General features: G+C 50.1%; 10 protein-coding genes. 5 read left to right on the forward strand and 5 right to left on the reverse strand.

Translation table 11 applies throughout. The features are described 5' to 3' along the window. Positions 1-390: 390 nt before the first annotated feature. Both LKK83_RS21590 and LKK83_RS21595 read right to left on the reverse strand, forming a co-directional pair. Positions 391-1065 (reverse strand): SDR family oxidoreductase, encoded by a 675-nt coding sequence (locus tag LKK83_RS21590; RefSeq protein WP_324633407.1) that lies wholly within the window; start codon positions 1063-1065, stop codon positions 391-393. 213 nt (positions 1066-1278) lie between these two features. After that, positions 1279-1479: a hypothetical protein gene (locus tag LKK83_RS21595; protein ID WP_324633408.1), complete on the reverse strand. Its 201-nt coding sequence runs from the start codon at positions 1477-1479 to the stop codon at positions 1279-1281. 81 nt (positions 1480-1560) lie between these two features. Here LKK83_RS21595 and LKK83_RS21600 point away from each other — a divergent pair, with 81 nt between their 5' ends. Beyond that, positions 1561-1716: a hypothetical protein gene (locus LKK83_RS21600; protein ID WP_324633409.1), complete on the forward strand. Its 156-nt coding sequence runs from the start codon at positions 1561-1563 to the stop codon at positions 1714-1716. Here the strand turns inward: LKK83_RS21600 and LKK83_RS21605 are convergent. Continuing rightward, positions 1702-2751 (reverse strand): endonuclease/exonuclease/phosphatase family protein, encoded by a 1050-nt coding sequence (locus tag LKK83_RS21605; RefSeq protein WP_324633411.1) that lies wholly within the window; start codon positions 2749-2751, stop codon positions 1702-1704. The two genes, LKK83_RS21600 and LKK83_RS21605, sit on opposite strands and share 15 nt — an antisense overlap. A gap of 132 nt (positions 2752-2883) precedes the next feature. Between LKK83_RS21605 and LKK83_RS21610 the strand changes: the two genes are divergently transcribed. The 3 genes from LKK83_RS21610 to LKK83_RS21620 all read left to right on the forward strand — a co-directional run bounded on the left by LKK83_RS21610 (position 2884) and on the right by LKK83_RS21620 (position 4369). Further along, positions 2884-3006, forward strand: coding sequence for a hypothetical protein (locus LKK83_RS21610; RefSeq protein ID WP_324633413.1), 123 nt, complete (start codon positions 2884-2886; stop codon positions 3004-3006). Positions 3007-3046: 40 nt separating this feature from the next. After that, the gene (locus LKK83_RS21615) at positions 3047-3676 is read left to right on the forward strand and encodes a class I SAM-dependent methyltransferase (protein ID WP_324633414.1); all 630 of its coding nucleotides are present in this window, start codon (positions 3047-3049) and stop codon (positions 3674-3676) included. Positions 3677-4018: 342 nt separating this feature from the next. Further along, positions 4019-4369 carry a cupin domain-containing protein gene (locus LKK83_RS21620; RefSeq protein WP_324633415.1) on the forward strand — a complete coding sequence of 117 codons (351 nt, stop codon included), beginning with the start codon at positions 4019-4021 and terminating at the stop codon, positions 4367-4369. A 163-nt stretch (positions 4370-4532) separates the two neighbouring features. Here the strand turns inward: LKK83_RS21620 and LKK83_RS21625 are convergent, their stop codons facing one another. Together LKK83_RS21625 and LKK83_RS21630 are read right to left on the reverse strand one after the other, a co-directional pair. Then, on the reverse strand, positions 4533-5891 hold the full coding sequence (locus LKK83_RS21625; RefSeq protein WP_324633416.1) for a TrpB-like pyridoxal phosphate-dependent enzyme: 1359 nt from the start codon (positions 5889-5891) through the stop codon (positions 4533-4535). Between the two features lie 89 nt (positions 5892-5980). After that, the gene (locus LKK83_RS21630; RefSeq protein ID WP_324633417.1) at positions 5981-6679 is read right to left on the reverse strand and encodes a glutathione S-transferase family protein; all 699 of its coding nucleotides are present in this window, start codon (positions 6677-6679) and stop codon (positions 5981-5983) included. Positions 6680-7045: 366 nt separating this feature from the next. Here LKK83_RS21630 and LKK83_RS21635 point away from each other — a divergent pair, with 366 nt between their 5' ends. After that, positions 7046-13390: a PAS domain S-box protein gene (locus tag LKK83_RS21635; protein ID WP_324633418.1), complete on the forward strand. Its 6345-nt coding sequence runs from the start codon at positions 7046-7048 to the stop codon at positions 13388-13390. Positions 13391-13552: the final 162 nt, after the last annotated feature.

Genomic DNA, 13552 nt, shown 5'->3' on the forward strand with positions numbered 1-13552 from the left:
CCCACCAGCCGGCAGGTTTGGCAAAATGCCAAAATCCACTTCCCGGCAATTGTTGAGCTTAACTTTTTGATTAACTGATTTATTTTAACTGGCTTTACTTGGAGTCACCCCTTTAGAGTTGTTATAAACCACCGCGCAGGTTTTAAAGCACCTTTGTTACATTTTTTTACAAATCCGCAGATTTACGCAGACTCCAGCCCTTGAACCAGAAATGGAGACTCGCCATCATGTCTTTCGCGCTATGATAGCAAAACTGAGGGGCAGTTTTTCCTTCCCCCCCCAACCCCTCTCCCTAGCCTTGATTTTGTTTCTGTAAAGGATAGAAACCCCGGGCGCAAGGTCTCTATCCGCAGGCAAACACTCACAACAATAGCGCGCCAAGGGTGAAAGTTAACTGAGTTTGAACTCCTCAAACTGCGCTTCCCCAAACGCCATCTCACGGTCGATCGCCGACAGCACTTTACAATTTGCGGCATCCGATCCCAAACAGGCACAGACTAATTGCGCTACATCGGCTCGGTGAATGATGCCAGAAACCGTGGTATTTTCGGTTAGCACGCCATTGCCGGTGGGCGGTTCTGATTTGAGTCCTCCGGGACGAATAATCGTATAAATTAACCCGCTATTTATCAAGTGCGATTCGGCTTTTTCTTTCTCGGCTAATACCGCTCCTAGGGTTTCTAACGCGGTCTCTGATAAGGCGTTTTTACTATTGCCACTCCCAATCGAAGAAATCAGAATAAATTTTTTTACCCCGACTTGGGAGGCGGCATCAATCAGATTTTTATTCCCTAAATAATCGGCGCGTTGCCCTTCTTTGGGTAAACCGCCAATGGTACTGATAACCGCCTGCAGCGGCTCTTCTTGCATCACTTGCTCCATCCGGGCGCGATCGAGTGCATCCCCCATTACTACTTTGATTCCCATTGCTTCTAATCCGGGCGCAGCATCGGCAGAGCGCAGCAATGCCTTGACAGGGATTTGTTTCCCCCGCAGGCATTTGGCAATTTCTAGTCCCAAACCTCGGGAGGCACCGGCGATAAAAATATTGGAGGGGTCAGTCATGGAAATTCAGTTCCTTCGATTAATTTTTCTATTGTTTAGGATAGCTTATTGAGCCTTTTGCTTACAATTTAGCTCCCTCCCCCCCCTCAATTCCCTGCTGACAAATCTCTTGGCCTTCACTGCAAAAAAAGTTGCAGTTTAAATGATACTTGTGTAGAGACGCGCTAAGCGTGTCTCTACAGGGTCGCAATTTGGGTGGAATTCCCCCCCACTCTAGCCGGAATCCCGGGGTTCCGGGGGTTTTTCCGGCGCTACCAGGGGTGAGGCGGTTGGGGGTTCTCTGGGATCGAGCAACCCGGTGGATCTCCAGGCGAAGTACAGGGCGATCGCCCGGGACATCTCGCGCAGGGTGGTTTCCATGTCCGTGGGTCGAACTGTGGCGGGATGCGGGGAAATGGTTCGTGGTGCGTTCATAGGTCAATCTCCAATTCAATCTTTTACTCTATTCTATCCAATGTGGGAAATCCCCTGTGTGACCTCTATCTCATCGCACCAGTGATAATTTTATCGACAAGCTGTGATTTGAAAGCGCGAATCGGGCGATCGCTTTCTCGCAACGGTGGCGATCGCCATCACCGCGATCGCTGCTTTCACTCACTCAATGGCGATCGCCTCTCCATTTGCTTGTTTCATTCTCTAACTCGGTATTGAAGAGTCTCGACGTAAAATCAGTTCGCTCATCATCGGCAAATGTTCCGAACCAGTCGGGTCTAAAACTTGGCTGGCGCGAGACCCAAACTGCGGCGAATGCCAAATATAGTCGATTCTAAACAGGGGATATTTCATTTCCAAAGTGGCTTTTTTAAATAAGTCACTTAACGGCCAACCATAGGGCCAAGTCAACCCAAATCCCCATCCAGATTCTTTAAAAGAATCTTCCATCTGTTTCTGGAGAATAAAATAATCTTGCGCTTGGTCGGTTAGGTTAAAATCACCCGCTGCGATCGCCGGTAGAGTTTCCCTTTCCAACCGCTGGACTAAATCTTTAATCTCTGCCGTGCGCTGTTCGTATTCAAACTTCGGTAGGGTCAAAAACGGCAATACTTGACGCTCTCGAATCCAAGGAGCGATGGTTTGTACGTTATAAACCACAATCTCCTGTCCCGGTAATTGAATAATATTTCGGCTTTGGAATTCTTCGTGACCCGCCAGATGGATTTTCTCTTTCGACAGAATCGGATATCGACTGATAATCGCGATTCGCGGCGCAGAAAATTGATAGGGGTAGGAGGCTTTTAACTCCGGAAAGGCCCGGTTCACATGCGGGGCAACCACTTCTTGCAAAAAAACAATATCCGGCTGGTTTTTTTCCACCAGGTTGACTAAGGTTTCTGGCGTAGTCTTGTACCAGGTGCAGTTGAGCGATAAAATCTTAATTCGGGTCGCCGAATCATCCATTGCGCTGGGATTGGGAGACCAGTAGTTCGCGTGCAACCATCCCACAAACCACAGACAAATAATCGATGAAGCAATCAAAAGCCTGCGCTTTTTCAGGATAAAATGGGAGACAATCGGCAACAGAAATAAGGGAAAGAAAATCCAAGGTATCAAGCTACCAACCAAGGCAACAATCCACAGGGTATCCCAGAAAAGCAGGCGCAGAATTAAATAGACAATCAGCACCCCGAGGTAGGTGTAAGCTAGCCCTGCAGTGGCGCTTTTCAAAATTCGGTAAGGCTTAATCATCGTTCGTTAATTTTTATCATTCAGTCAGCTTTACTTCCAACATAACTTCGATTTTCCAAATGTCTAGAAATATTTACTTATCTTAAAGGTTGGCGAAATCTCCAGTAACACTATCGAAATAGAGGAGAATCTATGCCCTGGGAAACCCCGGCGATCGCCGTCTCTGGCGAGGTGCCTCTCTCGGTTTTATCTATCTTCCCGTCACTTCCCCATTTCCCCCAGCATGTCACCCCAGCCCATTTTGTGCTAAACTAACAGTGTCGTCGATCGCCCTCTTACCACAAGGAACGTGCCAATGGGTTTTTATTCACAGGTTATCCTGCCTCGGTTTATGGATCGTACCATGTCCGACTCGCGCCTCGCACAGTACCGCCAAGAGGTGCTATCGGAAGTATCCGGAGAGGTCTTAGAAATTGGCTTTGGCACCGGATTGAACTTAGCCCATTATCCGCAAACCGTGCGCCAACTGACCGCAATTGATGCCAATCCTGGCATGACAAAAATCGCCGAGAAGCGGCTAAAAAATGCCTCAATTCCGGTGGAAAACAAAGTCATTAATGGGGAAAAATTGCCGATTGGCGATCGCAGCTTCGATAGCGTCGTGAGTACCTGGACTTTGTGCAGCATTGCCAAAGTAGAAAATGCCCTGGACGAAATCTATCGCGTCCTCAAACCGGGCGGAAAATTCTGTTTTATCGAGCATGGACTGAGCGAAGAACCCAACGTGCAAGTGTGGCAGCATCGCTTGACTCCCTTGCAAAAACTGGTCGGCGATGGCTGTCATTTGAATCGTCCCATCCAAAATTTAGTGGAAAGCAAATTTCATCTGGTCAAACTAGAGCGTTTTTATGCGCCCAACGTTCCCAAAACCGTGGGTTATATGTACAAAGGCGTAGCGGTTAAAAAAGCCCAATTCGATGGTTAATCAAAGGCGATTGAAATTGTGCCGAGGCAAAAACTTTAATCCGCCTATGCGGACTAATCCTTTTTTTAAGTAAGTTGACTCGTTCCCAGCTCATGCTGGGAACGGTTCTACCGAAGCTCCGCCTTTTTTCAGTTGGGAAGCCAAACAATCGCCATGCTTTCGGATAAATTTATTCCCCTAAATACAATCGATTTTAGTGGTAAAATGATAAATGGGATGCGAGCCTCTAGCTTGCTATTAATGGAAGTAGCGAGAGGCTCCCACTCCGGTCATCAATGAAACGAATCATTGAGACCCGCTCGATTAGAGTTTATCGATTCACCGTTATTGTTGCCAAAGAACATGAAACGAACCGCTCTCAATGACCTACCGTGGGAAGAAGTTTCCCACAATCGAGAAATTCAGAAAAAAGTGATGTTGCGCGCGGGAGAATTGCCCCATTTAACCAATTTTTCCCAGGCCAAATTTGCCCCCGGACAGGTGGCATCCAGCCACGCCCATGCCGATATGTGCGAAGTGTTTTTTGTCTCCCAAGGGTCGGGAACTATTCACATTGACGGGAGAGAATATCCCCTGACACCGGGCAGTTGCATTGCAGTGGAACCCGGAGAAGCTCACGAAGTGGCCAACACGGGGAAAACCGAGTTGATTTTAACCTATTTTGGCCTCAAAGTCGAGACAGGCAAAGGGTGACATTCTCTCCGCCGGAATAGATGTAAAAAAAAATAGTCCGCCTCCGCGGACTATAGCCTGCATAGGCAAGATTTCAATCGCTCGAATTGTCTCACAAAAAGCCCGCGCAGGCGGGCTTGGTTGGTATAGTTCTGGCCCAGGGACTTTTTCCGATTTATCTTACTTAGGGTACCACAGGCAAACCAGCCAGAGCCATTGCCACTTCTTCAGAACTATATTCCAAATCGCGCAGTTTTCCGGCTTGATAGTCGATATAGGCTTGCATGTCGAAATGACCGTGACCGCACAAATTAAACAGAATGGTTTTGCTCTCACCGGCTTGTTTGCAGTGCAATGCGGCATCGATCGCCCCTTTCACGGCGTGGTTGGCTTCCGGGGCGGGTAAAATCCCTTCCGTGCGCGCGAAGGTGACACCGGCGGCGAAACAACTGAGTTGGGGATAGGCGGTGGGTTCGATGTGACCCAATTGCAGCAGGTGACTGAGCAGGGGTGCCATACCGTGATAGCGCAGACCGCCGGCGTGAAAGCCTTGGGGGACGAAAGTGCTACCCAGGGTATGCATTTTCACTAAGGGAGTGAGATGGGCGGTATCGCCGAAGTCATAGGCATATTGTCCTTTGGTCAAAGTGGGACAGGCGGCGGGTTCCACGGCGATACAGCGAACCGGGCGATCGCCGCGCAATTGGGCACCGATGAAAGGAAACGCAATACCGGCGAAGTTGCTCCCGCCCCCGGTACAGCCGACGATAATATCCGGATAATCCCCCGCCATTTCCAACTGGGCCAGGGTTTCCAACCCGATAACGGTTTGATGCAGCAAGACGTGATTGAGGACGCTGCCGAGGGCATACTTTGTGTTCTCATCTTGCGCCGCCACTTCTACCGCTTCCCCGATCGCAATACCCAAGCTGCCGGTACTGTCCGGATTCGCTTGCAAAATCTGCCGTCCGGCTTCCGTTTGCGAACTGGGACTGGCGATCGCCCGCGCCCCGTAGGACTCCATCAGCGCCCGACGGTAAGGCTTTTGCTCGTAGCTCACCTTAACCATATACACTTCCACTTCCAGCCCGAACAAGCTGCCGGCAAACGCCAGGGAAGACCCCCACTGTCCCGCACCAGTTTCGGTGGTCAGGCGCTTGACCCCGGCCATTTTGTTGTAATACGCTTGAGGAACGGCGGTATTGGGTTTGTGACTGCCCGAGGGACTGACGCCTTCGTATTTATAGTAAATTTTGGCTGGCGTATCCAGGACTTGTTCCAAGCGTCTGGCGCGATACAGGGGAGTCGGTCGCCATTGACGATAGATCTGCTGCACTTCCTCGGGAATTTCGATGTCGCGATCGCGACTGACTTCTTGTTCGATCAGCGCCGCAGGGAACAGGGGTTCAAGATCCTGCGGCGTAATCGGTTGGTGGGTTCCCGGATGGAGGACCGGCGGCACCGGTTTGGGCAGATCGGCCTGGATATTATACCAGGCGGTGGGCATTTGGTCTTCTGAGAGCAGGTATTTAATCGTGTCCATTGAATTGATTGGCAACAATTGTCCAGACTTTATTTTGCCAGACTTGACGCCTTGTGGGAAGGGGCGACAACCCTAGCGCGATCGCCGATTCAATCGCGGCGCATCTCCCGGGCGGTTATCCCCGTGGCGGTATTGTTGGCGTATTTGGCATATTGTTCGATATGAAATTCCGGGGGCTGTTGCGTCTGCTGCACCGCAGGGATATCCTGCATCGCCTCACACCACTGTTGCAAGCGGGCACATTCCGCCGGAATCGCGATCCCGCGATAATGCTCCACCACGCACCAGCGCTCGAACCAGGGATAAAATGTCAGGTCGATTAAACTCACCGATTCTCCCAACCAATACGGACCGTTTTGCGATCGCTTTTGCAGTGCTTCTCGTTCGATAAACAATAAATAATTCCGCAATTCTTCCCGCCACTCTTGCTGTTTTTGCCGCTCTTGGGCGAGAATCAATTTGTAAAACGCCGGGGTTAATTTCGTATTGGCAAAATCGATCCAAATGCGCGCCCAGGCCCGTTCTCCGGGTTGGGCGGGCATTAAGGGTCTTGCGGGAAAGCATTCTTCTAAATATTCATTAATAATCGAAGATTCCCACAGAATGTCCTCGCCATTTTGCAGCAGCGGCACTTTCCCATAGGGCGATATTTCGGTAAACCAAGACGGTTTATGATTTAAGTCAATTTCCACCAATTCAAAATCAATCCCTTTTGTCAGCAGTACCATTCGACTGCGTTGGGCATAGGGACAAACTTTCGCGCTATAAATTTTCACTTTATCCAGCATCTAGAAAGGTCGGTTAGCAACTACAGACTATCATAACCAACGACAATGCAGAAGTTTTTCGATGGGGCGCGATCGCCTCTCCCGATCCGAGGCCAAATTGGCTCCACCCTCGGTGAATGGCGAAAACTCAGGCCCGAGTAAGGGATTCTGGAATGTGAAAGTCCTCTGTAGGGGGCGGGACGCGGCCAAAAGATGCCCCAAATCGGAAGGATTGAAAAGTTTTGTAACATTGGGTAAAAAAACTCGAAAAATTAAGCAGAATGGGCTAGTATTTGTCAGAGGGGGAACGAGAGGGAGGCTTTCATCAGAAGTGTTTTGTCTCCCGGTTTCTACCCGGTTAGCTTAAGCGAGTGAGTGGTCAGTGGTATGAACGACAGCACGGGTTTAAAAATTTTACTAGTAGAAGACCGCATCAGGGAAGCCGAACTGATTAAAGACATATTTTCCGAAACCGAGAGCATTCAGGTTGAGCTAACCCATGTGGAGAACTTAACGGGGGCGATCGCCCATTTAAACCAACAGCAATTTGACGTGATTCTGCTCGACTTATCCTTGCCAGACAGTCAGGGACTCCACAGCTTGCAGCGGATTTTAAATTTTCGGGAAGAAGGGAGAAAAAAAGAAGCGATCGCCCGTGCCCAGATGCCCCCAATTGTGGTTTTTACCGGCATCGATGACGAACAACTCGCCGCCGATGCGATTCAAGTCGGTGCCCAAGATTATTTAGTGAAAGGAAAAATCGATGCCCGATCGCTGGTCAACGCATTGCGCCACGCGATCGGGCGCGGGGCAATTCAGCAACAATTGCAGCAAACTTCCGCACAATTGCAACGTAGCTTTGCCGAAAGAACCGCCGAATTAAGTCAGGTCATTTGCGAATTACAAACGCAAATCGAGCAGCGCCAGCAAGTAGAAACCGCCCTAGAAAGCAGCTATAACTTGTGGTATGCAGTAGTAGAAGGCACCAGCGATCCGATTTTCGTCAAAGACTTAGAAGGGCGATATTTATTAGTTAATTCCAGTTGCGCCCTGCTATTCGGTCGCTCTCCCGAGGATATTTTTGGCAAAGATGACACCGATTTGTTGCCCTCAGATGTAGCATTTGGCATTCGATGGGACGACAGCAATGTGATGGCGAGTGGGCAAACCAAAGTGGTCGAACAAGTGATGCCGATTCAGGGAGAAACCCATACCTTTTTATGTACGAAAAGTCCCTACAGCGACGCCGAAGGCAATGTTATCGGGTTAATTGTCATTGCCCGAGATATTAGCGATCGCATCGCCATCGAACAACAACTCAAGCAGTTTGCCCAAAAACAATCTCTATTAATTCGGCAAACCGCCCTAGCCGTTATCGAATGGAATCATCAGTTAGAAATTACCGGGTGGAACCCCGCAGCCTCGGCAATTTTTGGCTATTCTCGCGCCGAAGCGATCGGGCGAAATTTTAGCTTTTTAAGACCCCAAAATACCAAAAAACGCCAGGGGATGGCCACAGCTTGCTTGACCAATTCCGGCGGCTATCGCATCGTCAAAGAAAATGTGACCAAAAGCGGAAAAAAAATTCTCTGCGAGTGGTATAATACCCCCTTAAGCGATCGCAATGACCGCCCCATCGGAGCCATCTCATTAGTGCTCGACATCACCGATCGCGTCGCCGCCGAAGAAACCCTGCGCCGCAAAGAAACCATTCTGCGCCGACAGAATGACGCCTTAGTTCAACTCACCACTTGCGATCGCTTAAAAGCCGGGGCATTAAAAGCCACCTGTCAGCAGATTACCGCCGTAGCCGCAGAAACCTTAGAGGTCGATCGCGTCAGTATTTGGTTGCCAGTGGCGGACAAATCGCACTGGGAATGCGCGGCGATTTACGATGGCCATACCCAGGCGTATTTACGGGGAGAAAACTTCAATTATGCCAACTATGGAGACTATTTTCAAGCATTAGTTACCCAGCGAACCCTTGCTTTGAATAATCGCCGCGAGATAGTGGTTCAATTGCCGACGTTTGAAATTGTAGTGCCCGAGGAATTAAACTTAGGTGATACTGCCTCGCGTGGAAACCGTCAACCCCCCAGTTTAGCCCGTCTGGATGCAGGGATTCGCTTAGGCGGGGAAGTGGTGGGGCTGGTGTGTTGCGAAAGAACGCAAAGCGATCGCCAGTGGTTATTAGAAGAGCGACAATTTGCCGCATCCATTGCCGATTTAGTCGCCCTGGGCATCGAACAGCGCGATCGCTATCTTGCCGACGAACAATTGCGTCAATATCGCGAACGGTTGGAAGAATTAGTCGAAGAACGCACCGCACAATTAGAGCGGATTAACAACCGCCTGCAGCAAGAACAAACCGCATTGCGCCACAGCGAAGAAAAATATCGCTCGGTGGTAGAAAACATCAAAGAAGTAATTTTCCAAACCGACGATCGCGGATGTTGGACATTCCTCAATCCTGCTTGGACGAAAATCATCGGCTATTCCATCGCCGAAAGCCTCGGACAACCGATTTTAAACTTCATTCATCCCGACGATCGTGCCGCCAGTGGCGAGCGATTTGCCGCCTTAATGTCTGGGGAACAAGAAGAGTGTCATTGCCAGATTCGATGTTTGACCAAAAGGGGAGAAACCCGCTGGTTGGAAGTCTTCGGCATTCGGCAAATGGCGGCGGATGGCACGGTGGTGGGAGCATCCGGCACCCTGAATGATATCACCGATCGCGTTTTCGCCGAACAATCCCTGCGCGAGAGCGAAAATCGCTACCGGGCGATTGTAGAAGATCAAACCGAATTGATTTGTCGCTTTTTACCCGACGGAACTCTCACGTTTGTCAACCAAGCCTACTGTCGTTTCGTGGGCATGTCCCGGGAAGCCTGCATCGGACAACCGATGAACCGCATGGTGTGCGATGCAGACCGGGACAAGATAGAACGCTACCACCAGTCGTTGTTAAAGCTCACGCCGGAAGAGCCAGTGAGAACCATCGAACATCAAGCCCTCGTCCAGGGAGAAGCGCGAATTTACCATTGGAGCGATCGGGCGATTTTTGACGGAACGGGTAACATTATCGAATTTCAAGCCATTGGCCGAGACATCAGCGATCGCAAAGCTGCCGAAGCCCAACTGCAGCAAAAAAACGCCGAAATGGAAGCCATTTTTGCCGTATTTCCCGACTTATTCTTTCGCCTGGCTTCTGATGGCACCATTCTCGATTATAAAGCCGACAAAGAAGTCTTGCATCTCCCGCCAGAAGAGTTTTTGGGGCACAGAATTCAAGAGGTTTTACCCGAACCGGTGAACCGCAAATTTGACGAAGCGATCGCCCTAGTGCAGCAGGCGAATTCCATCGTGACGATGGAATATTCCTTGCCCAAAAGCGACGGGGAAGAACATTACGAAGCCCGGGTCGTGCCGTTTCAAAATCAGCAAACCATTGCTATCATTCGTAACATCAGCGATAAAGTGCGCTTCGAGCGAGCATTGCGCGAAACCAGCGAACGACTCGACAGCATTCTCGGTTCCATCGACGATGTATTGTGGTCCGTTTCCCTGCCCAGTTACGAACGGATTTATATGAATCCGGCGGCTGAGAAAATTTCCGGGCACAGCTTAGGTGAATTTTTTGCTAATTCTCACTTGTGGTTGGAGATTCTCCATCCCGACGATCGCCCCCGCGTGGAGGCCAAGATGCAAGAAATTTTAGCCACCGGTAGCGCCGACCTGGAATATCGGATCGTGAGACCCGATGGGGAAGTGCGCTGGCTGCGCGATCGCGCCCGGGTGCTTTACGATAAAAGCGGAACCCCGATTCGCATGGATGGTTTGGCTACCGATATCAGCGATCGCAAGCACTACGAAGCCGCCCTGGAACGGGAACGCCAGCAATTGCGGCAAATCGTCACTCACGCCCCAGTCGCAATGGCAGTGTTCGACAGCGAGATGCGCTACCTGGCGCACAGCAATCGCTGGAAGTGCGATTATCACCTTGCCGAAGACGCGATCGGGCTGTGTCATTACGACCTGTTGCCCGATATCCCCCCGCGATGGAAAACCCTCTACCAAAAAGCCCTGCAAGGAGAAGCGATTTCCTGCGCCGAAGATCTGTGGGAACGGGATGACGGGAGTAAAGTATATTTGAATTGGGCGATACACCCCTGGTACACCCCCGAATTGACCGTGGGCGGAATCGCGATCGCCAGTACCGCGATCGATGAATTAGTCCAAGCCCGGGAAGCCGCCCTAGAAGCCGCCCGCTTGAAATCCCAATTTCTGGCCAACATGAGCCACGAAATTCGTACCCCCATGAATGGCGTTTTGGGCATGACCGAATTGCTCTTGAAAACGCCGCTCACCTCTCAACAACTGGATTTTGTCAAAACCCTGAAAGTCAGCGGCGAAAACTTACTGACCATTATCAACGATATTCTCGATTTCTCCAAACTCGAAGCCGGAGAAATGCGTCTGGACTGCCATGATTTTAACTTAACCCGCACCCTAGAAGAAGTGGTAGATTTATTCGCCTTGCAAGCCGCGCCAAAAGGAGTAGAAATCGTTTTATTCATCGACCCAAAACTGCCGCGATCGCTCCAAGGAGATGCATCCCGCTTGCGCCAAGTGCTCGCCAACTTAGTGGGCAATGCAGTTAAATTTACCGACGCCGGAGAAGTCATCGTCGAAGTCAAACCCCATCCGCAATCCACCAGTTCCTCCTCATCGGATATCCGGCTTTGCTTCGCCATCAAAGATACCGGCATCGGGATTTCCAAACGCGATCGGCAAAAACTGTTCCAATCCTTTTCCCAAATCGATTCTTCCAGCACCCGCAAATATGGCGGCACCGGATTGGGATTAGCCATTTGCCAGCAGTTAGTGCAGCTCATGCAAGGGAAAATCGGCGTAGAAAGCGAAATTGGCATCGGTTCTACCTTTTGGTTTACCGCGCAATTTAAACCCGCCAAACTCAGCCAAACTACCGACCGATTACTTCCCCAAATATCCGAAGGAACCGTAGCCGTTTCCCACCCTTCTGTTCCCCTCTCGATTCTCAAGTCGCAAAACCTGTTAGTGGTAGACGATAATCCCACCAATCGTCAATTAATCCGACTGCAAGCGAGCAACTGGGGGATGAATGTTACCGAAGTTACCGATGGATTGAGAGCCATCAAAACCTTGCGAAAAGCCGCAGCAGCAGGCAACCCTTATCCGGTGGCTCTGCTGGATATGCAAATGCCCAAAATGGACGGCGAAACCCTTGGCGAACTCATCCTCAGCGAACCAGCGTTAGGGGAAACGAAGTTAATTATGATGACTTCGGTGAATGAAAGTAATAAAGCCAAGCCGTTGCTCGAAAGTGGTTTTTCCGGGTATTTAATCAAACCAGTGAAAGAATACCGACTGCTTGAATGTTTGCTACAGGTACTCGGCGGTCAATCTCCTATTTTAGCAGGTCAAGAGCAGGAAACACAGAAGCGGTTGCCAGCAGAATTCGCCCCGGAAAAATCGGCAGAACCTGTGGAGCAACTCCAGAATCCCCTGCATGTTTTGTTAGTGGAAGATACGCCGATCAATCAAAAAGTGATTCTCAATCAACTCGATCGCCTCGGGGCGATCGCGGATTGTGCGAATAATGGGCAAGAAGCCCTGGACAAATTGCAAGAGCGGCAGTACGATATTGTTTTAATGGATTGTCAAATGCCGATTTTAGATGGCTATCAAACCACCCAAGCCATTCGGGAGGCAGAAGGGTCGAACCCACATGCAATTGTGATTGGTTTGACCGCTTATGCGATGAAAGGCGATCGCGAAAAATGTTTGGCAGCAGGCATGGACGATTACCTCAGCAAACCGGTTTCCTTGGAAGACTTAAGCAACACAATTTGCCGCTGGATTCATCCGGGGGAAACTTGCCCCTTATCCGCATCCAATCTCGCGGATCCACTGGCTTTACTTCCCGGGGAAAACTCTACCGTTGTCGATGGCGATCGCCTGCAACAAATCTCCCAGGGAAATGAGGAATTTGCCCGGGAACTGTTACAAGCATTTGCCGAAGATGCCAAAACCTATCTAACTCAAGCCACAGAAGCAATTGCCTCTGAGGATTGCGCCACTGTGGCGAAAGTAGCGCATCAACTTAAAGGAGGTGCGGGCACCGTCGGCGTGCGTTTTATCCCCGAAATTGCCGCGTTTTTAGAACAGCTTGCCAAAAAAAATCAGCTAGCAAATGCGACAAGTTTAGTGGTACAGATGCACGAAATTTGCGATCGCCTCGATGCTTTTCTCCCTCAGTTGCACTACAATGACCAGAATTCCGGGGCGAAAACTTCTCCTCCACCTCTCCCAGAGGTAAAAAATACACCCGCCATCGACTTTAAATTCCCCGCCTCTATCGTCGATCGCGAAAGGCTCAATGACATTGCCCGAGGCGATATGGAATTTGCATTAGAATTACTACAAGCCTTCGCCGACGATGCCGCCACCTATCTCGCCCAGGCATTCCAAGCCCTGGAAGTGCAAGACTGGGACACTCTCGCCCGCAAGGCGCACCAACTCAAAGGAGGATCTGCCACCGTTGCCGTGCGTATTATACCAGAAGTTGCGGCTAATTTACAAGAGCGAGCCAAAAAAAATCATCGCGAAAATGCCGAGAAACTTCTAATCCAGTTACAGCAAGCTTTGGATGGATTGAACGCTTTTATTGCTGCCCAAAGTGGTGGATAATAGAAAACACGAGGGAAAATTCTCTCTTATCTGGTTCAGTTCGTTTGCCGTTCGATTGCGAGGCGATTCTCTCAGTTATGGCACAAATCGGGATTTACCGAGACCCCCCTTGCCTAGCCGCAGATTCTCGGGTTCTGGGCTATTTTACCAGCAGGTTTGTTG

Source organism: Phormidium sp. CCY1219 (assembly GCF_035615515.1).
In the GTDB taxonomy this organism is placed as follows: domain Bacteria; phylum Cyanobacteriota; class Cyanobacteriia; order Cyanobacteriales; family Laspinemataceae; genus CCY1219.